This window comes from Cupriavidus taiwanensis (genome assembly GCF_900249755.1).
GTDB classification, from domain to species: Bacteria; Pseudomonadota; Gammaproteobacteria; order Burkholderiales; family Burkholderiaceae; genus Cupriavidus; species Cupriavidus taiwanensis_D.
Map to the genome: position 1 here is coordinate 1,828,607 of NZ_LT976854.1, position 23,721 is coordinate 1,852,327.

The window sequence follows — 23,721 nt, forward strand, 5'->3', positions numbered from 1 at the left end:
CCAACAACATCCAAGGGGAGCATCCGATGCAATACGGGAAATTCGGCCTGGCCGCGCGGCTGGCGGCATTCATGCTGGCGCTGGGCGTGGTGCAAGGCGCCGGCGCGGCCGATCCGGACAAGAAGGAAATCCGCTTCGGGGCCACCGCCGGCCCCTACGCCGACCAGATCCGCTATGGCGTCAAGCCGGTGCTGGAACAGCGCGGCTACAAGGTCACCATCATCGAGTTCAGCGACTACGTACAGCCCAACCTGGCGCTGGCCGACGGGGCCATCGACGCCAACGCCTTCCAGCACGTGGCCTACCTGAAGAAGTTCTCGGCCGACCGCAAGCTGGCGCTGAGCGACGTGGTCCAGGTGCCCACCGCGCCGATCGGCATCTACAGCCGCAAGCACAAGACGCTGGCCGAGGTGAAGGCGGGCAACACCGTGTCGCTGCCGAACGACCCGACCAACCTGGCGCGCGCCATCGCCATCCTGCAGCAGATCGGCTGGGTCACGCTCAAGCCCGGCACCGACCCGATCCGCGCCAGCGAACGCGATATCGACGCCAACCCGCACAAGCTCAAGCTGATCCAGCTCGAGGCCGCACAGCTGCCGCGCTCGCTCGACGATGTCGACTATGCCTTCGTCAACGGCAACTATGCGCTGGCGTCGGGCCTGAAGCTGACCTCGGCGCTGGCGCTGGAGAAGATTCCGGATTACTACATGAACCTGGTCGCGGTGAAGACCGCCGAACTGAACAAGCCCTTCGTCAAGGACATCCGCGAGGCCTACCAGTCGGCCGAGTTCAAGGCCGTGACGCAGCAGCGCTTCGCGGGCTTCGTGCCGCCGCCTTACCAGCGCTGAGCACCGCGCCACGCCAGCAAGGAGCGCCGCGAGGCGCTCTTTTGCCTTGTGCGCAAGCGCCTTGCCCTTGCACCGCCGTCAGGTCCCGATGCCGCGCGCATTGTTCTGGTTTCCTGGATGATCTATCCAGCCGCCGCCGATTTATTCCACGGTCCCCGCCGCCTAAGCTGAAGCCTCCTTCGACGCATCACAGGAGAGTTTCCATGGCTGACCATTCCATCCGCGGCAAGGTCGCGCTGATCGCCGGCGGCGCCAAGAACCTGGGCGGGCTGATCGCGCGCGACCTGGCCGCGCAGGGCGCGCGCGCCATCGCCATCCACTACCACAGCGCCGCTTCGCGCGCCGACGCCGAAGCCACGGTCCAGGCGATCCAGGCAAGCGGCGCCCGGGCGGTGGCGCTGCAGGCGGACCTGAGCAGCGCGGCTGCGGTCGAGCGCTTGTTTGCCGATGCCGTGGCCGCGGTGGGCCGGCCCGATATCGCCATCAACACGGTGGGCAAGGTGCTGAAGAAGCCGTTCGCCGAGATCAGCGAGGCCGAGTACGACGAGATGTCGGCCGTCAATGCCAAGTCCGCCTTCTTCTTCCTGAAGGAGGCCGGCCGCCACGTCAATGACCACGGCAAGATCGTGACGCTGGTGACCTCGCTGCTGGGCGCGTTCACGCCCTTCTATGCCGCCTATGCCGGCACCAAGGCGCCGGTCGAACACTTTACCCGCGCCGCCGCCAAAGAGTTTGGCGCACGCGGCATCTCGGTGACCGCGGTGGGGCCGGGGCCGATGGATACGCCGTTCTTCTACGGCCAGGAAGGCGACGATGCCGTGGCCTATCACAAGAGCGCGGCGGCGCTGTCGCCGTTCTCGCCGACCGGACTGACGCATATCGAGGATGTGGTGCCCTTTGTCCGCCATCTGGTCAGCGACGGCTGGTGGATCACGGGCCAGACCATCCTGATCAACGGCGGCTATACGACCAAGTAAGCCACCCGGCAAGCCGCGCCGGGCGCCGTCGTGGTGGCGCAATGCAGGTATGCTTGCGCCATCGACGAGCGAGGCGTATGGACAGATTCGACCAGTACCGCGTGTTCCTGCAGGTGGCCGAGATGGGCAGCTTTATCAAGGCCGCCCATGCGCTGGGGCTGCCGCGCGCGTCGGTGTCGGCGGCGGTGCAGGGACTGGAAGCCCAGGTGGGCACGCGCCTGCTGCACCGGACCACGCGGCAGGTGCGGCTGAGCGCCGATGGCGCGCAATTGCTGGAGCGGCTGCGCCCGCTGCTGGCCGAGGTCGAGGATATCGACCAGCTGTTCCAGGCCGGCCAGCGCCAGGCCAGCGGCCGGCTCAACGTCGATATGCCCAGCCGCATCGCGCGCCGGCTGGTGGCACCCGCGCTGCCCGCGCTGCTGCGGCGCCATCCGCGGCTGCAGCTGTCGCTCGGTTCCAGCGACCGCACCATCGACCTGGTGCAGCAGGGCGTGGATTGCGCGGTGCGCTTCGGCGTGCTGGCCGACAGCAGCCTGGTGGTGCGGCCGCTGGGCCGGATCGCGCTGGTCAACTGCGCCAGCCCGGCCTACCTGCGCGAACATGGCGAGCCCCGCGATCCGGCGGACCTGCGCCGCGGCCACCTCGCGGTGGGCTACGCCAGCCCGCGCACCGGCCGCGACCTGCCGTGGGAATTCCTGGAGGCCGATGGCAGCGCGCACGAGACGGAGGTAGCAACGCGCGTATCGGTCAACAACGCCGAGAGCTACATCGCCTGCTGCCTGGCCGGGCTGGGCCTGATCCAGATTCCGCGCTTCGACGTGCAGCACCTGCTCGACACTGGCCAGTTGCTGGAAGTCATGCCCGACTGGCGCCCGGCGGGCATGCCGGTGTCGCTGCTCTACCCGCACCGCCGCCAGCGCTCGCAACGGCTCGCGGTGTTCCTGGAGTGGTTCCGCGCGCTGATGCAGCCGCACCTGCAAGGCTGAGCGCCGCTGCGCGGCAGGCCCTGCCGCATTGTGCGCAGCAAGACAATTTCGCGCGGCGCCGGCCGCGCAAATGCCCTACACTCAAGCTCAAGTCCCCCGCGCCCAAAAAGCACGGCAGGGATCACAACGCGATCATTGCTGCGGATGGCTGCGAAGATCCTCGCCACTGTCCGCGCGGATCCTGTCGAGACAACCGCATCGAGAGACCTGCCATGTCCACGGTTGCGCGCTTTGAGATCGGCTATACCCGCTACCTTGCCCCACCGGGCGACACCTCTACCCCCACTGCTTCCCCGCCCCCGTTCGCCAGCGACCCTGACGCACTGGTACCGCTGTACCAGGCGATGGTGCTGACGCGCCAGTTCGACCTGAAGGCGATCGCGCTGCAACGCACCGGCAAGATCGGCACGTTCGCCTCGGCGCTCGGCCAGGAGGCCATCGGCGTCGGCGTGGCCTACGCCATGCGGCCGGAAGATGTGCTGGTGCCCTCGTACCGCGACCACGCGGCGCAGTTTGTGCGCGGCGTCACGATGACCGAGAGCCTGCTCTACTGGGGCGGCGACGAGCGCGGCAGCGGCTTTGCCGCGGCGCCGCATGACTTTGCCAACTGCGTGCCGATCGGCACCCAGGTGTGCCACGCGGCCGGCGCCGCCTACGCGTTCCAGCTGCGCGGCGAGCCGCGCGTGGCGGTCTGCCTGCTGGGCGACGGCGGCACCTCCAAGGGTGATTTCCATGAAGGCATGAACATGGCAGGCGCCTGGCGCGCGCCGCTGGTGATCGTGATCAACAACAACCAGTGGGCGATCTCGATGCCGCGCAGCAGCCAGACCGCGGCGCAGACGCTGGCGCAGAAGGCCATTGCCGCCGGCATCCCGGGCGAGCAGGTCGACGGCAACGATGTGGTCGCGGTACGCCATCGCGTGGGCGAAGCGATCGCGCGCGCGCGCGATGGCGGCGGCCCCGCGCTGATCGAGGCCATCACCTACCGGCTGGGCGACCACACCACCGCCGACGATGCCTCGCGCTACCGCGACGAGGCCAGCGTCAAGGCGCACTGGCAGCACGAGCCGCTGTTGCGGCTGCGCACCCACCTGCTGGCCCTGCATGCCTGGGACGCGGCGCGCGAAGAAGCGCTGGTCAGGGCGTGCTCGCAGCAGGTCGCGCAGGCCGTCGAGACCTACCTGGCCATGCCGCCGCCAGACCCGGCGGCGATGTTCGACTGCCTGTACGCGGCCATGCCGGCCGAGCTGCAGGCGCAGCTGGAAATCGCGCGCCGCTTCCCGGCGCAGCACGGCTAGTCGCGGCGGCCGGCGCTGCCGGCGCCGCGCGCACGCCTCCATCGACCCTGGCCCACAGCGAGCGAACCATGGCGGAAATCAATCTGGTCGAAGCAGTCAACCTGGCGCTGGCCCATGCGCTGGAGCACGATCCCGATGTGCTGCTGCTGGGCGAGGACATCGGCGTCAACGGCGGCGTGTTCCGTGCCACCGTCGGCCTGCAGGCGCGCTTCGGCGCCGCGCGCGTCATGGATACGCCGCTGGCCGAAGGCGGCATCGTCGGCGCGGCGATCGGCATGGCGGCGATGGGCCTCAAGCCGGTGGCCGAGATCCAGTTCACCGGCTTTATCTACCCGGCGGTCGATCACATCATCAACCACGCCGGACGCATGCGCCACCGCACGCGCGGGCGGCTGACCTGCCCGCTGGTGGTGCGCTCGCCGTGCGGCGCCGGCATCCACGCGCCCGAGCACCACTCCGAAAGCCCGGAGGCGATGTTCGCGCATATGCCGGGCATCCGCGTGGTGGTGCCGTCATCGCCGGCGCGCGCCTACGGGCTGCTGCTGGCGGCGATCGCCGACCCGGACCCGGTGATCTTCCTCGAGCCCACGCGGCTGTACCGCCTGTTCCGCCAGGAAGTGGCCGACGACGGCGCGGCGCTGCCGCTCGACACCTGCTTCACGCTGCGCGAAGGCAGCGACATCACGCTGGTCAGCTGGGGCGCGATGGTGCAGGAAACGCTGGCCGCCGCCGACGCGCTGGCCGCCGAAGGCGTTACCGCGACGGTCATCGACGTGGCCACGCTCAAGCCGCTGGACATGCAGACCATCCTGGACGCGGTCGCGCGCACCGGGCGCTGCGTGATCGTGCACGAGGCCCCGCGCACCGCCGGCTTCGGCGCCGAGATCGCCGCGCAGCTGGCCGATGCCGGGCTGTACTCGCTGGCCGCGCCGGTGCAGCGCGTGACCGGCTTCGATACCGTGGTGCCGCTGGCGCGGCTGGAATACACCTACCTGCCCGGCGTCGCGCGCATCGTCGATGCGGCGCGCAGGGCGCTGGCGGCGTAGTCGCCAGCCAGCCGCACATCGTTCAAGCTAGCCAAGGAGGACCGATGCGAGTCTTCAAGCTGCCCGACCTGGGTGAAGGCCTGCAGGAGGCCGAGATCGTCGCCTGGCACGTCAAGACCGGCGACACCGTGGCCGCGGACCAGCCGCTGCTGTCGGTGGAGACGGCCAAGGCGATCGTCGAGATTCCGTCGCCCTATGCCGGCAGCATCGGCAAGCTGTTTGCGCAGCCCGGCGACATCGTCCACTTGGGCGCACCGCTGGTGGGCTTCGAGGGCGCCGGCGAGGATGCCGACGCCGGCACCGTGGTCGGCTCGGTCCAGGTCGGCACGCACGTGGCCAGTGAAGCCGCGCCGCCCGGCATCGCGGCGCCCGCGGCGGGCATGGCCGCGCGCGTCAAGGCCACGCCGGCGGTGCGCGCGCTGGCGCGCCGGCTCGGCGTCGACCTGGCGATGGCCACCGCGTCCGGGCCCGAGGGCGTGGTCACCGCCGCCGACGTGGAACGGGTCGCCGCCACGCTGGCTGACCTCGGCGCGCCCGAGGAACTGCGCGGCGTGCGCCGCGCGATGGCGCAGAACATGGCGCGCGCGCAGGCCGAAGTGGCCGCCGCCACCGTGATGGATGACGCCGATATCCACGCCTGGCAGTCCGGCGCCGATGTCACCATCCGGCTGGTACGCGCTCTGGTGGCCGGCTGCCGCGCCGAGCCGGGACTCAACGCCTGGTATGAAGGGCAGACCGGGCGCCGCCACGTGCTGAAGAAGATCGACGTCGGCATTGCCGCCGACCTGCCCGAAGGCCTGTTCGTGCCGGTGCTGCGCGATGTCGGCAACCGCGACGCCGCCGACCTGCGCCACGGCCTCGACCGCATGCGCGCCGACATCCGCGCGCGCACCATCGCCCCGGAAGAGATGCGCGGCAACACCATCACGCTGTCCAACTTCGGCATGATCGCGGGGCGCTATGCTGCGCCGATCGTGGTGCCGCCTACCGTCGCGATCCTGGGCGCCGGGCGCGTGCGCGACGAAGTGGTCGCGGCCGCCGGCGCGCCCGCTGTGCACCGGGTGATGCCGCTGAGCCTGACCTTCGACCATCGTGTGGTCACGGGCGGGGAAGCGGCGCGCTTCCTGGCGGCGGTGATTGCGGATCTGGAGATGGCGGAATAAGGAAGACTTCTGGTTTTTCGAGCACTGGCGGTGTGCTCCCTCTCCCGCTTGCGGGAGAGGGAGCACGCTGGCCATGCCGACTTGCTCCCAGTCACCGACACGTCGTCCCCGCGTAGGCGGGGACCCAGTGTCTTTGAAGCGCAAGCGCTTCTCAAAGTCGCTGGGTTCCCGCTTTCGCGGGAATGACGGTGGTCTTTGATCTTTGTGGTGGCGCTAACAAGATCGAAGGCTTAGCGAAGGTTACTGGGTAGGGGAGCAAACCACCGGCGTGCAGACGACCGCCAGGCACCGCTCCGGCGCTGTATATAATCCCCCATCCAATCGCCGCCGCCACCACCGGCCCGGACCGCCGCACACCCACATGGAATCCAAGACCGCCCGCCTGACCATCCTGATCGATCCGGTCAAGAAGAAGGCCTTTGAAACGCTGTGCGCCGCGCAGGACCTGACGCCGTCGCAGGTGGTGCGCCAGCTGATCCGCGATTACCTGGCGCAGCACGGCGTGGATTACGCCACCAAGCCCAGGCCGGCGGGCAGCACGCGCCAGAAGAAGTGACTCAGCGCGGGGCGTTGCCCGCGCCTGCCTCGTCCCCGGCCAGCGCGGCGCAGCGTTGCGCCGCCTGCGCCAGCGTATCCGCGTAGTTGCCCTCACCCAGCGCCGCCAGCACACCGGCGCGCGCCAGCATTTCCCTGACCCTTGCATTGGCTTCGGCCAGCACCACGGCGACGCCGCGCTTCTGCAGCGTGACGATCACCGCCTCCAGCGTCTGCAGGCCGGTCATGTCCATGAACGGCACGCGGCCCAGGCGGATCAGCAGCACGCGCGGCTCGGTATGGGTCTGCACCAGCGCGCGCTCGCAGGCCTCGACCGCACCGAAGAAGAACGGCCCGTCGATGACATAGACCAGAACGCCCCGCGGCATCGGCGCCACCGCGCCGGTGCCCGCATCGCCCAGTTCGCGCGCCACGGCCTCGGCGGCCTGCGGTGCCACCTCCACTGATGCCGACATGCGCCGCAGGAACTGCAGCATGGCCAGGATCACGCCGATATTGACCGCCACCACCAGGTCGGTCAGCACCGTCAGCGTAAAGGTGATCAGCAGGATCGCCACATCGGCGCGCGGTGCGCGCCGGACCATGCGCGCGAACTGGCGCATCTCGCTCATGTTGTAGGCCACCACGAACAGGATCGCGGCCAGCGCGGCCAGCGGCACGCTGGCCGCGAGCGGCGCCAGCAACAGCAGCACCAGCACCAGCGTCAGCGCGTGCACCACGCCGGCCAGCGGGCTGTTGCCGCCGTTGCGGATATTGGTGGCGGTGCGCGCGATCGCGCCGGTGGCGGCAAACCCGCCGCACAGCGGCGCCAGCACATTGGCGATGCCCTGGCCGACCAGTTCCTGGTTCGAATCATGCCGGGTGCCGGCCATGCCGTCGGCCACCACCGCCGACAGCAAGGATTCGATCGCGCCGAGCATGGCAATGGTGAAGGCGGGCCCGGCCAGTTCCAGCACGCGCGCCAGCGTGATGTCCGGCAGCGCCGGCACCGGCAAGCCGCGCGGCAGGCCGCCGAAGGCCGTGCCGATGGTGGCCACGCCGTCGAAGCGGAACAGCGCCTGCACTGCGGTGATCACCACCAACGCCACCAGCGGTCCCGGCACGCGCCGCAGCCAGCGCACGCGCGGCGCGCCCACCACCAGCGCCAGGCTGCCCAGCGCCAGCGCGGTGGTGGCCGGGTGCCATTGCGGCAGCGCCTGCAGCAGGTGCCAGAGCTTTTCATGGAAATGCGCGCCGGCCACCGGCGGCAGCCCGAAGAAATCGCGCCACTGGCCGACAAAGATGATCACGCCGATGCCCGCGGTAAAGCCGACGATCACCGGCGCGGGAATGTAGCGGATCACGCTGCCCAGCCGCGTCAGCCCCATCGCCAGCAGGATCAGCCCCGCCATCAGCGTGGCGATCTGCAGACCGTCGATGCCGTGGCGCGCGGTCACCGCGGACAGCACCACGATAAACGCGCCGGTGGGCCCGGCGATCTGCACCCGGCTGCCGCCGAACAGCGACACCGCCAGCCCGGCGACGATGGCCGTGTACAGGCCCTGCTCCGGCTTGGCGCCCGAGGCAATCGCAAACGCCATCGCCAGCGGCAGTGCCACCACCCCGACGATCACGCCCGACACCAGGTTCGGCAGCCAGTTGCCGCGTCGGAACAATCCGGCCAGCCAAGCTTCGCGCAGCGCAATCATGCGTCGGTCCCTTCCATCGGTGCGGGGCTACAGGTGCATCGGATGATAACAGGATGTTAATGCTCGCCAGCGCCGCCGGCCGGGGCCGCCGCGCTCCGGCCGCCGGGTCTCCTGTTCCTTATGCCGCGCAATTCCTATACTGGATTGGCTCGCCCGCCAGTACGCGGACGCGCCCGGCTGGCGCGCATCTCTCTGCAAGCGGAGACTCATCATGTTCCGGCACCTCCTTGTACCGACCGACGGCTCCCCGCGCGCCGATGCCATGGTGGGCCGCGCCATGGCCTTCGCCAGCCGCATCGGCGCCCGCGTGACGGGGCTGCATGTGCTGCCCGAGTACCACGTGCTCACCCACCGGCTGACCAGCCTGCAAGACACCCAGGGCAACCTTGCCGCCGAGGCCGCGCGCCACGCCGACACCGTGCTGGCCGCGCTCAGCCAGGCCGCGGCGCAGGCCGGGGTGCCCTGCGAGGTCATCACCGCCACCGACGACCATCCGTGGCAGGCCATCATCGACTGCGCGCAGCAGCGCGAGTGCGACCTGATCGTGATGTCGTCGCACGGCAAGCGCGGGCTGCAGGCGCTGCTGATCGGCAGCGAGACGCACAAGGTGCTGACCCACAGCACGATCCCGGTGCTGGTGTTCCGCTAGCGGGAGACGGCGCCACGGCGAGATAGCGGGCCACAGTGCGCGGCGACGCGCGATTCCAAACCAAGCCAACTGCAAGGAGCGCAACCATGGCGATTCGACTGGGCGAGCAAGCCCCTGATTTCACCGCCGAGACCACGGAAGGCCAGATCAACTTCCATGAGTGGATCGGCGACGGCTGGGCGATCCTGTTCTCGCATCCCAAGGACTTCACGCCGGTGTGCACCACCGAGCTGGGCTACATGGCCCGGCTCAAGCCCGAATTCGACAAGCGCAATACCAAGATCATCGGCCTGAGCATCGATCCGGTGGGCGACCACCAGCGCTGGGTCAAGGACATCGAGGAAACGCAGGGCTGCACCGTCAACTACCCGATGATCGGCGATGCCGACCTGAAGGTGGCCAAGCTCTACGACATGATCCACCCCGAGGCCAGCGGCGGTGGCCCGCGCACCGCGGTTGACAACGCCACCATCCGCTCGGTGTTCATCATCGGCCCGGACAAGAAGGTGAAGGCGATGCTGGTGTACCCGATGAGCGCGGGGCGCAATTTCGACGAGGTGCTGCGGCTGCTCGATTCGCTGCAGCTCAATGCCAAGCACACCGTGGCGACGCCGGTGAACTGGAAGCCGGGCGAGGACGTCATCATCCCGACCTCGGTCTCGGACGAGGAAGCGAACAAGAAATACCCGCAGGGCTTCAAGACGCTGAAGCCCTACCTGCGCACGGTGGCACAACCCAAGTAGCGCAACGGCAACGGACGGGAACAGGGAGAGCGAGGAGCGGCGGCGCCAGGGAGCGCGGCGGCGCGGAAGCCCGCGCCAGGCCGCGGTCGGGGCTTCCCGGCCGGCATCGCGTGATGCCGGCCGGGAGCGCACCGGCGGGCCCGACTTGTCCACAGAAAATATCCACAGGATCAGTGGATATCCCCCCTCTTGACAACCGCGAAGGGCGCGCCCGCGCTGGAACGCGCTGGAGTGCCCGTTTTATAGGCAACCAGCCGGCGTACGGGAATGGTTGCGGGCGCTTGCATTTTGTGCCTGCCGCGGGACACGCGTCGTCAGCGCGTCAGCACCGTGCGGATGGTGTCGGCCAGCTCCTTCGCGACAAACTTGGCGACATAGGCGTCGGCGCCCACCTTGCGCACATGTTCTTCGCTGGCCTCGCCCGACAGTGATGAATGAATCACCACCGGCAGCGATTTCAGCCGGCTGTCGGCCTTGATCTTGCGGGTCAGCGTAAAGCCGTCCATCTCGGGCATTTCCAGGTCGGTCAGCACCAGCGCCACCTCGTCCTGGAGCGCGCGGCCATGGCTGGCTGCCTCGGTCGCGATGCGGTCCAGCAGTTCCCAGGCTTCCTTGCCGGACTTGGTCATCACCACCGGCGCGCCCAGCGCCTTCAGGCCCTGCTCGATCAGGCCGCGCGCCAGCGCCGAGTCGTCGGCGGCAATCACTTTGGCGCCAGGCCGCAGTTGCAGCTGCGGCCCGACCTCGCCCGGATCCACGTCGGGCTGGCGCGTGGGCAGCACGTCGCGCAGGATCTGCTCGACGTCGAGCACCTGCACCAGGCGCGCCGCGTCGGTGCCGTCGGCGCCCTCTCCCGTGCCGCCCTCCAGCTTGGCGATGCTGGTCACATGGCCGGTGCGCACGCTGGCCTCGGCCGAATGCACCTGGTTCCATTCCAGCCGCACGATTTCCTCGACCGCCTCGACCGCGAAGCCCTGGGTCGAGCGGGCGTATTCCGTCACCAGCAGGATGCCCAGGCCGCTGCGCGGCTTGCAGCCCACCAGCCGCGGCAGGTCGATCACCGGGATCACCTGGCCGCGGATATCGGCCATGCCCAGGATCGACGGGTCGGCACCGACCACGGTCGTCACCGGCGGCATCACCAGGATCTCGCGCACTTTGAAGACGTTGATGCCGAACAGCTCCGACTGGCCGGAATGCTCGGCCTCGCCGAGCCGGAACAGCAGCAGCTCGAACTGGTTGTTGTTGGTGAGGTTAGTCCGTTCGTCGATGTCCCTCATGGAACTGCTCATGCGTCGCTCCCGTGCCGTGCGTGTGGTATTTGCCGCCGTCGTTGTCATCTGGCTGCCGCCGCGGCGGATGGCGGACGGCAGGTTTCATGACTGGATATCGGCGCGGGGCAACGGGAGTTGAGAGGCGCACGCGGCGCATGTTCGGATTTCATCCTTGCATATCCGGATTGCTTCGTTCCTGCGGCACGGCGTCGTCCATATAGTGGTTTCCAACTTGTCATAACACGCTATGTCGATCCCCATGACGACCCGGACCAACGTGGTACCCGCCCCCGCCGCCGCAGCCATGCCGGCACCGATTCCGCTGCCGCTCTATACGCAAATCAAGGACGCCTTGCGCGCCAGCATCCTGGACGGCACCTATCCGCCGCACCACCAGATGCCGTCGGAAAGCGAGCTGGGCGAGCGCTTTCGCGCCAGCCGCATCACCGTGCGCCAGGCGCTGGGCGACCTGCAGAAGGAGGGGCTGATCTTCAAGATCCATGGCAAGGGCACCTTCGTCTCCAAGCCCCGCGCCTTCCAGAACGTGACCTCGCTGCAAGGCTTTGCCGAGGCCATGTCGAGCATGGGCTACGAGATCCTGAACCAGATACGCAGCTGCAAATGCGTACCTGCCAGCCGTCACGTTGCCACGCAGCTGCGGCTGCGCGAAGGCGATCCGGTGGTGGAGATCCGGCGCGTGCGCCTGCTCAACCGCGAGCCGGTGTCGCTGGAGCTGACCTGGGTGCCCGAGGCCATCGGCCGCCGCCTGCTCACTGCCGACCTGGCCACGCGCGACATCTTCCTGATCCTGGAAAACGACTGTGGCGTGAAGCTCGGCCATGCCGACCTGAGTGTCGACGCCATCCTCGCCGACGACGACCTGACCCAGGCCCTGCGCATCCAGGAAGGCGCGCCGGTGCTGCGCATCGAACGCCTGACCCATGACGCGCAAGGCACGCCGATCGATTACGAGTTCCTCTACTTCCGCGGCGACGCGTTCCAGTACCGGCTGCGCGCAGACCGGCGCAAGACCGCGCCAGCCCCCAGCGTCACCAGCCGCGTCACCAGCCCGGCCGGCCGCTCGCGGCCCCGCAAACCAGCCAGCAAGGGGAAGCCCTCCGCATGAATACCCTGACTCACGAATACGACATCGTTGTCGTCGGCGGCGGCACCGCCGGCCCGATGGCCGCGATCAAGGCCAAGGAACGCAACCCCGCGCTGCGCGTGCTGCTGCTCGACAAGGCGCACGTCAAGCGCAGCGGTGCCATCTCGATGGGCATGGACGGCCTGAACAATGCCGTGATCCCCGGCCACGCCACGCCCGAGCAGTACACCCGCGAAATCACCGTGGCCAACGACGGCATCGTCGACCAGTCCACCGTTTATGCCTACGCGCGCCACAGCTTTGCCACCATCGAGCAGCTGGATCGCTGGGGCGTCAGGTTCGAGAAGGACGAGACCGGCGACTACGCGGTGAAGAAGGTCCATCACATGGGCTCCTATGTGCTGCCGATGCCGGAAGGACACAACGTCAAGAAGGTGCTGTACCGCCAGCTCAAGCGCGCGCGCGTAGAGATCACCAACCGCATCGTCGCCACGCGCGTGCTGACCGACGCCAGCGGCGCCGCCAGCGGCGTGATGGGCTTCGACTGCCGCACCGCGGACTTCCACGTGATCCGCGCGCGCGCCGTGATCCTGTGCTGCGGCGCGGCCGGCCGCCTGGGCCTGCCCGCTTCCGGCTACCTGATGGGCACCTACGAGAACCCGACCAATGCCGGCGACGGCTATGCCATGGCCTATCACGCCGGCGCGGCGCTGGCCAACCTGGAGTGCTTCCAGATCAATCCGCTGATCAAGGACTACAACGGCCCGGCCTGCGCCTACGTGACCGGCCCGCTGGGCGGCTATACCGCCAACGGCAAGGGCGAGCGCTTTATCGAATGCGACTACTGGAGCGGCCAGATGATGTGGGAGTTCTACCAGGAGCTGCAGGGCGGCGACGGCCCGGTGTTCCTGAAGCTTGACCACCTGGCGGAAGAAACCATCCAGACCATCGAGACGATCCTGCACACCAACGAACGGCCCAGCCGCGGCCAGTTCCACGCCGGGCGCGGCACCGACTACCGCAGGCAGATGGTGGAGATGCATATCTCGGAGATCGGCTTCTGCAGCGGCCACAGCGCGTCCGGCGTGCATGTGAACGAGCGCGCCGAGACGACCGTGCCGGGCCTGTACGCAGCCGGCGACATGGCCGCCGTGCCGCACAACTACATGCTGGGCGCCTTCACCTATGGCTGGTTTGCCGGGCACAACGCCGCCGACTACGTCGCCGGCCGCGGCCTGCCTGAAGCCGATGCGGCCCAGGTCGAGGCGGAGCGCGCGCGCGTGTTCGCACCGCTGGCGCGCGCGAGTGGCCTGCCGCCCGCCCAGGTGGAATACAAGCTGCGCCGCATGGTCAACGACTACCTGCAGCCGCCCAAGGTCACGCGCAAGATGGAAATCGGACTGCAGCGCTTTGACGCCATCGCCGACGACATCGGCCAGATCCGCGCCGCCAATCCGCACGAGCTGATGCGCGCGGTCGAGGTGATGGCGATCCGCGACTGCGCGGAGATGGCGGCACGTGCTTCCCTGTTCCGCACCGAGAGCCGCTGGGGTCTCTACCACCATCGCGTCGACTATCCGCAGCGCAATGATGCGGACTGGTTCTGCCATACGCACCTGAGCAAGGATGAAGCCGGGCGCATGGTCAGCCACAAGCGCGCGATCGAACCGTACATCGTCCCGGTGGCAGGCGACGACGCCACCGCCTACCAGCGGCTGCGCGTCAGCCGCGGCCAGGCTGCCGCCACGGCCGCCACGGCCGAACCCGCCACCCTGGCTGCCGCCTGAAGGAACCCACGCCATGGCCTACACCCCGCATGAGATCGCCCAGCGCAGCAGCGCGCCGGTCACCATCGATGAAGACAAGTGCATTGCCGACAAGGGCTGCACGGTCTGCGTCGATGTCTGCCCGATGGACCTGCTGGCCATCGACCTGACCAAAGGCAAGGCATTCATGCAGTTCGACGAGTGCTGGTACTGCATGCCCTGCGAGAAGGATTGCCCGACGGGCGCGGTCAGGGTCGAGATCCCGTACCTGCTGCGTTGATTGCCGCTTCATGACAACAGCACCACAGAGATAACCCCATGAAAGCCTCCACCAGCATCCACCTGCTCCTGGCACTGGCCGCCGCCAGCCTGGCCGGCGCGGCCAGTGCCGAAACCATCCGCGTTGCCATCGGCACGCAGGACACCACCATCAACTGCGCCACCGGCGGCCTGCTGATCCGCGAACTGAAGCTGCTCGACAAGTACCTGCCCCGCACCGGCAAGTACAAGGACGTCACCTACGACGTGCAATGGAAGAACTTCACCTCCGGCCCGCCGCTGACCAACGAGATGGTGGCCGACAAGCTGGATATCGGCGCCATGGCGGATTTCCCCGGCTCACTCAATGCCGCGGCCTTCCAGAAGGCCGGCAAGAAGAGCCTGTTCATCGCGCCGCTGTCGGGCAACGCGATCGGCACCGGCAACGGCATCGTGGTGCCGGCGGATTCCCCGGTCCAGTCGCTGGCGGAGCTCAGGGGCAAGACCATCTCGGTGCCGTTCGGCTCCACCGCGCACGGCATGCTGCTGCGCGCGATCAAGCGCCAGGGCTGGGACCCGGACAAGGACGTGACCCTGGTGTCGCAGTCGCCCGAGGTCGGCGGCTCGGCGCTGCAGGCGCACAAGGTGGACGGCCATGCCAACTTCGTGCCCTTCCCCGAGCTCTTTGTCTTCCGCGGCTTTGCCCGCAAGATCTATGACGGCGCCCAGGCCGAGGCCCCCACCTTCCACGGCGCGCTGGTGAACGCGGAATACGCGCAGAAGTACCCGGAGATCGTGGTGGCCTACCTGCGCGCCGCGATCGAGGCCGACCGCCTGATGGCGGCCGAGCCCGAGAAATACAGCGAGCTGATTGCCCGGGTGACCGGCATCGACGCCGAGGTGGACTACCTGTTCCATGGCCCGCTCGGCCTGCAGAACCGCGACTACACCTGGAAGCCGGAGTACCGCCAGGCGCTGCAGACGTCGATCGAGACGCTGAAGCTGCTCAAGCGCACCGATGCCGACCTCAGCGCCGACACCGTGATCGACGAGCGCTACATCCGCGAAGCCTTCAGGCTGGAGGGGCTGGACTATGAAGCGCGCCTGAAGTCCTACGACAAACAGCCCCTCGCGGCGAAGGACGCAGGCAGCGGCAAACCCATCGCCGAACCGAAGCTGGCCGCGCAGCTGTGGCTGCGGGGCGAGTCCAGGGTGCGCGCCTATGCCTCGCCGGCGGCAGCATTCGCCGCGCTCAGGCAGGCTGCAAAAGAGGGCAGGCAGGCGCGCGTGCTGTATGTGCATGACCGCAATACCGGCCTGAAGCTGCTGGCCAGCAAGGCGTGGTACGTGCAGGACGGCAAGGGGCAGGTGAGCGCCTTCCTGCTCAAGGGCTCAGCGGATGGCTGGGCGAAGGCCAATGGTGGCAATGTGCGGGACTTTGCCGCAGTCAGCGGCGCCGCGGTCGCCGTGGCCAGCAACTGACGCGGAGCGCGCCCATGACCTCGATCAGCCTTGAAGCGGGGGCGCCCCCGGTGGCACCGGCCGCGCCGGGCGCGGCACGCGTGCGGCTGGCACGCTGGCTGGTACGCCTGGCCGCGCTGGCCAGCTGCATCGTGCTGTGGCAGCTGGCCTCGTCCCACCGGGCCCACCTCGGCCTCGTCACCTTCGCCAACGTGCCCGCGCCCAGCGACGTGGTTCCTGCGGCCTGGCAGCTGCTGCAGTCACCCAAGCTGGTGCTGCACCTGGGCAACAGCCTGTACCGCGTGTTTGCCGGCTTTGGCGCGGCGGCCGTGGCGGGCATCGTGCTCGGCATGGCGATCGGCCGCTCGCGCTGGCTGGAAGACCTGCTGCTGCCGCCGCTGGAGGTGCTGCGCCCGATCCCCGGCGTGGCGTGGATTCCGCTGGCAATCCTGATGTTCCCGTCTTCGGAGATGAGCATGATCTTCATCACCTTCATCGGGGCGCTGTTCCCGGTCCTGCTCAACACCATCCACGGGGTGGAGCGCACCGACCCGCGCCTGGTCGCCACGGCGCGCAGCCTGGGCGCGCGCCGCTGGACCGTCTTCCCCGAGGTGCTGCTGCCCGCGGCGCTGCCGAGTATCGTCACCGGGCTGGCGATCGGCATGGGCACGTCCTGGTTCTGCCTGGTCACCGCCGAGATGATCGCCGGCCAGTACGGCATCGGCTACTACACGTGGGAGGCCTACAACCTGCAGAACTATGCGGACATCGTCGTCGGCATGCTGCTGATCGGTGTCTTCGGCATGGGCAGCAGCGCGCTGATCAAGCGCGTCGGCGCGTGGCTGATGCCGTGGACCCGCCTGCAGCAGGTGCGCGCATGACGAGCCAGCCGATCCGCGCGGGCCGCCTGCAGGTGCGCGGCCTGGATGTGGCGCTGGGCCAGGGCGATGCGGCCTTCACCGCCGTGCACCAGCTATCCATCGACATTCCCGCCGGGCAGTTCGTCTGCATCCTGGGGCCGTCGGGCTGCGGCAAGTCCACGCTGCTGGGCGCCATCGCCGGACACCTGCCGGCGGCGGCGGGCGAGCTGCTGCTCGACGGGGCGCCGGTGCGCGGCCCCGCGCCGGAGCGCGGGCTGGTGTTCCAGCAGCACTCGCTGTTCCCGTGGAAGCGCGTGCTCGACAACGTCGCCTTCGGCCTGAAGATGCAGGGCGTGCCCACCGCCGAGCGCAAGCGCGAGGCGCAGGCCCTGCTGGACCTGGTCGGCCTGGGCGGCTTCGCGCAGCGCTACCCCGCCCAGCTTTCCGGCGGCATGCAGCAGCGCGCGGAGATTGCGCGCGTGCTGATCAACCGGCCGCGCGTGCTGCTGATGGACGAGCCCTTCGGTGCGCTCGACGCGCAGACCCGCGCCCATATGCAAGGCCTGCTGCTCGACGTCTGGGCGCGGATGCGCACCACCGTGGTCTTCGTCACCCATGACATCGACGAGGCGCTGTTCCTGGCCGACCGCGTGCTGGTGATGTCGCCACGGCCCGGACGCATCCTTGAAGATCTCGCCATCCCCTTCGAGCGGCCCCGCCGCGCCGAGCTGATGACCGACGACGATTTCATCCGGCTCAAGCGCCGCTGCCGCGACCTGCTGCACGACCACACCCGGGCCAGCGCGCTCGCGACCGCCGCCTGACCGCTATCGACCTGACTGCCATCCATGCCGCAAGCTTCCGCCCTGCCTGACGAATCCCTGTCTGATCTCGATCCCGCCATCGGCGCGCTGACGCTGCGCCTGGCCGACCCCGACCCCGCGGTTCGACGCGTGGCCGTGCTGCAACTTGCCGACCTGGAGGATGAAGACGGCGTGCCGCTGCTGCTGCAGCGCCTGCAATCGGACCCCGCCGGATCCGTGCGCGCGGAAGCCGCGCGCACGCTGGCCAGCTGGGAGCAGGAAGCGGTCGTCCCGGCGCTGGCCGCGGCACTGGCCGACCCCAGCCGCGAGGTGGCCGAAGCGGCAGCACAGGGACTGTCGGAACTGAAGGAGCCCGCCTCCGGTGCCGCCCTGCTGCCGTGGGTCACGCACGGCGATCCCTTTGTCCGGGCGGCCGCGTGGCGCGGCCTGCGCGAGCTGCGCTATGCGGCAGGCTTCGATGCGGCCATGGCGGCGCTGTCCGACGCGGCCGCCCCGGTGCGCCGCGAAGCGGTGGCCGTGCTGGGCTGGCTCAGGCGCAGCGAAGCCCTGCCCGCGCTGGCACAAGCTGCGACCAGCGACGCCGATACCGACGTCAGGCGCGCCGCCGCCGGCGCGCTCGGCCTCGCTGCCGACCCGTCGGCGCGCGATGCGCTGCTGGCGGCCCTGCGCGACGGCGCCTGGCAGGTGCGGGAAGAAGCCGCGCAGACGCTGGGAAAACTGAAATTCCCTGAAGCCGTGGGCCCGTTGATCGACGCGCTGGAAGACCGCTACTGGCAGGTCCGCGTGCAGGCCGCCAGGGCTCTCGGCAAGCTGCGTGACCGCGCGGCGCTGGTGCCGCTGACGCTGCAGCTGGCCCACGCCATCAGCAACCTGCGCAAGGAGGCCGCGCTGTCGCTGGGGAGCCTGGGGGATACGGCAGCCGTGCCGGCCCTTGCCGCGGCCGCCGACGATGCCGATCCGGAGGTACGCAAGGCCGTGCGCATTGCGCTGGCGCAGATCGGCGCGCCGGAGGGTCATGCATGAGCGGCGGCATGGTCGTACCCACGCGCCTGGAGCTCTCCCGCGCCAACGGCGCGCTGCGCGTCTACTGGCCCGACGGCCAGTGCCAGTCGCTGGACCCGGGCCGCTTGCGCCCAGCGTGCCGTTGCGCCGCCTGCCGCAGCAAGCCTTCAGAGGCCGGGCCGGGCGACACGCAGATCGTCGCCCTCGGCGAAATGGGCTATGGCGTGCAGATCGTGTTCAGTGACGGGCACGACCGCGGCATCTACCCGTGGCCATACCTGCAGGCGCTGGCAGGCGCCTAGCCGCCCGCCAGCGCCTGCAGGATATGCACCTCGTCGGTTTCCTTCAATGGCGCATCGAGCCGCATCAGCTGCGTGCGGTTGACAAACACACGGATATACGGCCGCAGCTTGCCCTGCTCATCGACGATGCGAAAACGCATGCCGGGGAACTGGCGGTCGAGGTCGTCGAGCAGTTCGGCGATGCTGGCGCCGCGGGCCTCGACGTATTCGCGCTGTCCGGTATAGGAAAACAGCGGCGTCGCGATACGGACCTGCATGGGAAGTCCTCCGGGTCGGCGCACGCCGTTCAGGCAGGGCGCGCCACGCTCACCGCATAGATCTGCGGCAGGTTGCGGGCGATGCATTGCCAGGCATCGCCTTCGTCCGCGCTGGCCCACAACTCGCCGCCGGTGGTGCCGAAGTACACGCCCACCGGGTCGTGGCCGTCGGTGGCCATGGCCTGGCGCTTGACCGTGAACCAGCCCTGCTCGGCCGGCAGGCCGCGGTCCTGGCGCTGCCAGGTCTCGCCGCCATCGCGCGTGACATAGGCGGCGGGCCGGCCGCCGGGGCTGACGCGCGGCCACACATCGCTGCCGTCCATCGGAAACACCCACACCGTGCGCGGGTCGCGCGGGTGCGCCACGATCGGGAAGCCGATGTCGCCGACTTCCTTCGGCATCGCCTCGCCGATGCGCTTCCACACGCCTTCGCGGCGGTCCATCCGGTAGATGCCGCAATGGTTCTGCTGGTACAGCAGGTCCGGGTTGGCGGGATGCTGCAGCATGCAGTGCGGGTCCTGGCCGTATTCCGGGTTGGGATCGGGCAGGAAGTTGGCGATGCTGCCGCGGTTCAGCGGCTTCCAGTCGGCGCCGGCGTCGGTGCTCTCGAACACGCCGCCGCTGGACATGCCGATATACAGGTGACGCGCGTCGCGCGGATCGACCAGCACGGAATGCAGCTTGGGACCGTCGGGGGTGCCGTCCTGCTCGCCGCCGGTCCAGGCGCGCCACATCGGATGGTCGTTGAAGCCGCGCAGCGGCTCCCAGTTCGCGCCATGATCGGTACTGCGGAACAGGCCCTGCGGCGAGGTGCCGGCGTACCAGGTGCCGGGCTCGCTGGCATGGCCGGGGGTGAGCCAGAACACGTGGTCGACGACGCGGCCGGTCTCGCCCTCCGGCACCTTGTCGAAGGCGGGCGGGCGGGCCGCCTCGGTCCAGTTGCGGCCGCCGTCGCCGGAGCGGAACACGGTCGGGCCCAGATGGCCGGTGCGCGCCGCCATCAGCAGGCGCGACGGCTCGCGCGGGTCCTGCACGACATGGTGGATGGTATGGCCGAGGAAGGTCGGGCCTTCGATCTGCCAGCTGCGGCGCGCGGCGTCGCTGGTCAGGAACCAGGCGCCCTTGGTGGTGGCAACCAGCAGGCGGACCGGGCCGGCATGTTGGGGAATGGGGGAAGTCGTCATCTTGGCTCCTGCAAGAAGGCCGGGTGAACGATGTTTCCGAGTCTAGTACATGTAGACAGTGTTCACAATGAACGATGACGACGACCCCTGAGAGCCAGCGCACAGGCACCGATGGGGTCATGAAGTAAAACGGAGTTCACTGCGGAAGCCGGCAACTTGGCTGGACATTGACGCTGAAGTGTGGCATAAGCAATGTTCCTTCGAACCCTTGCGCCCCGCCTCCATGCCCTGCATTGCCCGTCTCGCCACCCTGAACCGCCCGGCCCGGCCGGCGGCAGGCGTGCGCGTGCGCGCGGCGCAGCGGGGCCTTGCCCTGGACCTGCCTCCAGACCTGGCCAGGCATTTACTCGCCTGCCCCTGGGTCCGCCGCGCCGTGCTTTTCCTGGCCGTGCGGGCAGCTCGGGGCGCCACCCTCCAGCCCTGAGCTTTCCCGCACGGCCCATGTCGCGGATGCCATCCGGCACCCGCTCGATCATGCAGCCAGGAGAAAGCCAGACATGTCACCGCTCTACCGCCACACCTTCTGTGCCATGGTGGCGCTCGCCGCCCTCTACCTGATCCTCAATTCCTGAGCACGCGGGAAACTGCCATGGCGAATTTCCATGCCCTGCGCCTGCCGGCGCAGGCGTTGCCACGCGCGCTGGAACTGCGCATCGACGTAGAACTGCCGCCCGCCGAAATCGAGCGTGAACTGGACGCCCTGCACGGCCGCATCGGCCGGCCCGGCGACCGCCTCCATGCCATGCCCGCCCTGCCGGCGGGCGCACCGGGCCTGCGCCTGCGCTACCGCGAGGCCGACGGCGAGTACTACGTGTACGTGGAAGACGTGATGCAGCGCCGGCTGGCCGGTTATACCGTGTTCAACCGGCTGATCGAGGTCGGCCGCCGGGCCGACCCGTGGGTGCGGGCGCCGCATACCAAGTTTGCGCCCGCTTACCAGCGCCGCGGCCTGGCGCGGGCGCTCTATCGCTGGGCGCTGGATGGCGGGCTATGCCTGCTGAGCGGCGCGCGGCAATCGGCCGGCGCCCACGCCTTGTGGCAGGCCCTGGCCCCCGACTACGCCATGGGCTATGTCGATCTGCGCAGCAAGACGCTGACGTGGCTGGGCGCTGCGGTCGATGCCGCCACCAGCGAGGACTTGCATACGCGCATGCTGCTGCTCGGGCGCGGCTGGACGCTGGACGCGTTCATGGCCCGCACCGGCATGTACTGACGCAGCGCGCAGGTCTTTACAGCCAGCGGATCGGCGCGGCCTCGCGGGCGTTGGCCGCGTACAGCGTCCAGCCCTGCGCAAAGTAGGCGCGTACGCGCGCGGCCAGCGACTGGCCGCCGCCCATGCGCGCGTAATAGGCAACGTCGCGTGCCGGTTGCGCGGCGGCGGGCGTCGCGGCGGTGGACTGTGCGGGCTGGCGATAGAGGGTGTCGGCGAGAGCTTGCATGGCGATTCTTCCTTTCCGGTGGGAAACAGATTTAGTGTCTCGTGAAGCACTTGCGGCCGGGTTTCGGCCCGGATCGCGAGACGATTCAGGGTTATCCCTAGTATAGAGAAGTCGACCGTCCGGCATCCGGGTCATTCCCTATAGGCCGTATATGCGCCGCCTGATAACGGCAGCCGCCGAAAACGCCACCTGCAGCCGTTCCACCGTTCGACGATACCCAGACATCACATTCGGTATTCCCCGCCGCACATGCCGCGCATTGAGCGCCGGTGATGATGGCTGGCGCCGCCTCACCTAGCCTTCAGCCTTGCCCGGATCACGCCCACAGAAGGCACCGACAAGCGGCACACCGATAACAGCGGGGTTGGCCAGGATTCCGCCTCCAGCCCAGACCAGAACCACGTGAGACACGCCTGACGACGCTCCGCACGACGGAGGTTGCAGCGCCCGCAAGGAGACAGCTCATCATGATCGAACAACCCTATCCGTCGCCCGCGGCGGAGGCCGATCCCGCACGCCCCCACGCCCCCCATGTCCCGGAAGTCCGGGGCCGGCTCGACGCGTTCTTCGAAATCACCGCGCGCGGCAGCACCCAGCGCCAGGAAGTGGTGGCCGGGGTCACCACCTTCATGGCGATGGTCTACGCCGTGTTCGTCGTGCCGGGCATGCTGGGCAAGGCCGGCTTCGACACCAGCGCGGTCTTTGTCGCGGTGTGCCTGACCACGGCCTTCGGCTCGCTGCTGATGGGGCTGTGGGCCAAGCTGCCGATCGCCATCGGCTGCGCCATCTCGCTGACCGCGTTCATGGCCTTCGGCCTGGTGCTGGGGCAGGGCCTGTCGCCGGCGGTCGCGCTCGGCGCGGTGTTCCTGATGGGCCTGATCTTCACCGCGATCTCGGTCACCGGCGTGCGCAGCTGGATCCTGCGCAACCTGCCGGCCGGGGTGGCGCACGGCACCGGCATCGGCATCGGCCTGTTCCTGCTGCTGATCGCGTCGAATGAAGTCGGGCTGGTGGTCAAGAACACGCATGCCGGCCTGCCGGTGGCGCTGGGCAAGATCACCTCGTTCCCGGTGGTGATGTCGGTGCTGGGCCTGGCCGCGATCTTCGGGCTGGAGCGCCGCAAGGTGCCGGGCGGGATCCTGCTGGTGATCGTCGCCATCTCCGCGCTCGGCCTGGCCTTCGATCCGGCGGTGAAGTTCACCGGCGTGTTCGCGCTGCCGTCGCTGAGCGCGCCGGGCCAGGCATCGCTGATCGGCGCGATGGACGTGCGCGGCGCGCTGACCGCCGCCGTGCTGCCGAGCGTGCTGGCGCTGGTGATGACCGCGGTATTCGACGCCACCGGCACCATCCGCGCCGTCGCCGGGCAGGCCGGGCAGCTCAATGCCGCCGGCCATATCCACAACGGCGGGCGCGCGCTGACCGCGGATTCGGTCAGCTCGATCTTCTCGGGCCTGTTCGGCGGCGCCCCGGCCGCGGCCTATATCGAATCGACCGTCGGCGTGGCCGCCGGCGCCAAGACCGGCCTGACCGCGGTGGTGGTGGGCCTGCTGTTCGTGGCCGTGATGTTCTTCTCGCCGCTGGCCGCGCTGGTGCCGTCGTACGCCACCGCGCCCGCGCTGATGTATGTGGGCCTGCTGATGCTGTCGAGCGTCAGCCGCCTGCACATGGACGACCTGGTCGATGCACTGGCCGGCCTGGTCTGCGCCGTGTTCATCGTACTGACCTGCAATATCGTCACCGGCATCATGCTCGGCTTCTGCACCCTGGTGGTGGGCCGCGTGGTCGCCGGCGAATGGCGCAAGCTCAATGTCGGCACCGTCGCCATCGCGGTGGTGCTGGCGGCGTTCTACGCCGGCGGCTGGGCGATCTGACCCGAAGCTGCATGAGCGCGTCCCGGCCCTTGCCGGGACGCTGACAACCAGATGTCTCCTCCACCGCGATCCAGGTGGATTTCAAGCCCGGGCTTCCTGCTTTCCCGGGCTGTTTTTTTTGGCGCTTGCCGCTGGCGCGCTCCGGGCGGACCGCAAGGCGCCAGC

Annotated in this window: 24 protein-coding genes; 19 read left to right on the forward strand and 5 right to left on the reverse strand. The window is 69.1% G+C overall.

Annotated features, from left to right (window positions below):
- The first annotated feature begins 26 nt into the window (after positions 1-26).
- The 7 genes from CBM2594_RS23785 (at position 27) to CBM2594_RS23815 (ending at position 6,874) form a co-directional block, all read left to right on the forward strand.
- A complete protein-coding gene (locus CBM2594_RS23785; protein ID WP_116359240.1) occupies positions 27-848 on the forward strand; it encodes a MetQ/NlpA family ABC transporter substrate-binding protein in 822 nt (273 codons plus the stop codon).
- A 203-nt stretch (positions 849-1,051) separates the two neighbouring features.
- Positions 1,052-1,825 carry an SDR family oxidoreductase gene (locus CBM2594_RS23790; protein ID WP_116359241.1) on the forward strand — a complete coding sequence of 258 codons (774 nt, stop codon included), beginning with the start codon at positions 1,052-1,054 and terminating at the stop codon, positions 1,823-1,825.
- Positions 1,826-1,902: 77 nt separating this feature from the next.
- Positions 1,903-2,811, forward strand: coding sequence for a LysR family transcriptional regulator (locus CBM2594_RS23795; RefSeq protein ID WP_116359242.1), 909 nt, complete (start codon positions 1,903-1,905; stop codon positions 2,809-2,811).
- A gap of 212 nt (positions 2,812-3,023) precedes the next feature.
- Entirely contained in the window at positions 3,024-4,109 is a 1,086-nt protein-coding gene (pdhA, locus tag CBM2594_RS23800) for a pyruvate dehydrogenase (acetyl-transferring) E1 component subunit alpha (protein WP_116359243.1), read from the forward strand.
- 68 nt (positions 4,110-4,177) lie between these two features.
- A complete protein-coding gene (locus tag CBM2594_RS23805; RefSeq protein WP_116359244.1) occupies positions 4,178-5,155 on the forward strand; it encodes an alpha-ketoacid dehydrogenase subunit beta in 978 nt (325 codons plus the stop codon).
- A gap of 44 nt (positions 5,156-5,199) precedes the next feature.
- Positions 5,200-6,318 carry a dihydrolipoamide acetyltransferase family protein gene (locus CBM2594_RS23810; protein WP_116359245.1) on the forward strand — a complete coding sequence of 373 codons (1,119 nt, stop codon included), beginning with the start codon at positions 5,200-5,202 and terminating at the stop codon, positions 6,316-6,318.
- A 361-nt stretch (positions 6,319-6,679) separates the two neighbouring features.
- Positions 6,680-6,874, forward strand: coding sequence for a CopG family transcriptional regulator (locus CBM2594_RS23815; protein ID WP_092314319.1), 195 nt, complete (start codon positions 6,680-6,682; stop codon positions 6,872-6,874).
- A 1-nt stretch (position 6,875) separates the two neighbouring features.
- Here CBM2594_RS23815 and CBM2594_RS23820 read toward each other — a convergent pair whose 3' ends face one another.
- Positions 6,876-8,561, reverse strand: coding sequence for a SulP family inorganic anion transporter (locus CBM2594_RS23820; RefSeq protein ID WP_116359246.1), 1,686 nt, complete (start codon positions 8,559-8,561; stop codon positions 6,876-6,878).
- A gap of 211 nt (positions 8,562-8,772) precedes the next feature.
- Between CBM2594_RS23820 and CBM2594_RS23825 the strand changes: the two genes are divergently transcribed.
- Both CBM2594_RS23825 and CBM2594_RS23830 read left to right on the forward strand, forming a co-directional pair.
- Positions 8,773-9,210: a universal stress protein gene (locus tag CBM2594_RS23825; protein ID WP_116359247.1), complete on the forward strand. Its 438-nt coding sequence runs from the start codon at positions 8,773-8,775 to the stop codon at positions 9,208-9,210.
- 86 nt (positions 9,211-9,296) lie between these two features.
- The gene (locus CBM2594_RS23830) at positions 9,297-9,953 is read left to right on the forward strand and encodes a peroxiredoxin (protein WP_116359248.1); all 657 of its coding nucleotides are present in this window, start codon (positions 9,297-9,299) and stop codon (positions 9,951-9,953) included.
- 314 nt (positions 9,954-10,267) lie between these two features.
- Here CBM2594_RS23830 and CBM2594_RS23835 read toward each other — a convergent pair whose 3' ends face one another.
- Positions 10,268-11,245, reverse strand: coding sequence for a chemotaxis protein (locus CBM2594_RS23835; protein WP_116359249.1), 978 nt, complete (start codon positions 11,243-11,245; stop codon positions 10,268-10,270).
- Between the two features lie 241 nt (positions 11,246-11,486).
- Here CBM2594_RS23835 and CBM2594_RS23840 point away from each other — a divergent pair, with 241 nt between their 5' ends.
- The 8 genes from CBM2594_RS23840 to CBM2594_RS23875 are packed head-to-tail and all read left to right on the forward strand — an operon-like array spanning position 11,487 to position 18,805.
- Complete coding sequence (locus tag CBM2594_RS23840) at positions 11,487-12,353, forward strand: GntR family transcriptional regulator (RefSeq protein WP_373457607.1); 867 nt, start codon at positions 11,487-11,489, stop codon at positions 12,351-12,353.
- The gene (locus CBM2594_RS23845; RefSeq protein ID WP_116359251.1) at positions 12,350-14,119 is read left to right on the forward strand and encodes a fumarate reductase/succinate dehydrogenase flavoprotein subunit; all 1,770 of its coding nucleotides are present in this window, start codon (positions 12,350-12,352) and stop codon (positions 14,117-14,119) included. Before CBM2594_RS23840 ends, CBM2594_RS23845 begins: the two co-directional genes overlap by 4 nt.
- Positions 14,120-14,132: 13 nt before the next feature.
- Positions 14,133-14,378 (forward strand): 4Fe-4S dicluster domain-containing protein, encoded by a 246-nt coding sequence (locus CBM2594_RS23850; protein WP_010810893.1) that lies wholly within the window; start codon positions 14,133-14,135, stop codon positions 14,376-14,378.
- A 38-nt stretch (positions 14,379-14,416) separates the two neighbouring features.
- The gene (locus CBM2594_RS23855; RefSeq protein WP_116359252.1) at positions 14,417-15,838 is read left to right on the forward strand and encodes an ABC transporter substrate-binding protein; all 1,422 of its coding nucleotides are present in this window, start codon (positions 14,417-14,419) and stop codon (positions 15,836-15,838) included.
- Positions 15,839-15,852: 14 nt separating this feature from the next.
- Positions 15,853-16,698 carry an ABC transporter permease gene (locus CBM2594_RS23860; protein WP_116359253.1) on the forward strand — a complete coding sequence of 282 codons (846 nt, stop codon included), beginning with the start codon at positions 15,853-15,855 and terminating at the stop codon, positions 16,696-16,698.
- On the forward strand, positions 16,695-17,501 hold the full coding sequence (locus tag CBM2594_RS23865) for an ABC transporter ATP-binding protein (RefSeq protein WP_116359254.1): 807 nt from the start codon (positions 16,695-16,697) through the stop codon (positions 17,499-17,501). The genes CBM2594_RS23860 and CBM2594_RS23865 overlap by 4 nt, the downstream gene beginning before the upstream one ends.
- Positions 17,502-17,525: 24 nt before the next feature.
- Complete coding sequence (locus CBM2594_RS23870) at positions 17,526-18,524, forward strand: HEAT repeat domain-containing protein (RefSeq protein ID WP_116359255.1); 999 nt, start codon at positions 17,526-17,528, stop codon at positions 18,522-18,524.
- Entirely contained in the window at positions 18,521-18,805 is a 285-nt protein-coding gene (locus CBM2594_RS23875) for a DUF971 domain-containing protein (protein ID WP_116359256.1), read from the forward strand. The genes CBM2594_RS23870 and CBM2594_RS23875 overlap by 4 nt, the downstream gene beginning before the upstream one ends.
- On the opposite strand, the gene CBM2594_RS23880 is transcribed toward CBM2594_RS23875, so the two are convergent.
- Entirely contained in the window at positions 18,802-19,062 is a 261-nt protein-coding gene (locus CBM2594_RS23880; RefSeq protein WP_010810887.1) for a MoaD/ThiS family protein, read from the reverse strand. The genes CBM2594_RS23875 and CBM2594_RS23880 overlap by 4 nt on opposite strands.
- Positions 19,063-19,091: 29 nt before the next feature.
- Positions 19,092-20,246, reverse strand: coding sequence for a glycosyl hydrolase (locus CBM2594_RS23885; protein WP_116359257.1), 1,155 nt, complete (start codon positions 20,244-20,246; stop codon positions 19,092-19,094).
- 589 nt (positions 20,247-20,835) lie between these two features.
- Between CBM2594_RS23885 and CBM2594_RS23890 the strand changes: the two genes are divergently transcribed.
- A complete protein-coding gene (locus tag CBM2594_RS23890) occupies positions 20,836-21,459 on the forward strand; it encodes an N-acetyltransferase (protein ID WP_116359259.1) in 624 nt (207 codons plus the stop codon).
- Positions 21,460-21,475: 16 nt separating this feature from the next.
- On the opposite strand, the gene CBM2594_RS23895 is transcribed toward CBM2594_RS23890, so the two are convergent.
- Complete coding sequence (locus CBM2594_RS23895; RefSeq protein WP_116359260.1) at positions 21,476-21,685, reverse strand: hypothetical protein; 210 nt, start codon at positions 21,683-21,685, stop codon at positions 21,476-21,478.
- Between the two features lie 467 nt (positions 21,686-22,152).
- Here CBM2594_RS23895 and CBM2594_RS23900 point away from each other — a divergent pair, with 467 nt between their 5' ends.
- Positions 22,153-23,556 (forward strand): NCS2 family permease, encoded by a 1,404-nt coding sequence (locus tag CBM2594_RS23900; RefSeq protein ID WP_116359261.1) that lies wholly within the window; start codon positions 22,153-22,155, stop codon positions 23,554-23,556.
- Positions 23,557-23,721: the final 165 nt, after the last annotated feature.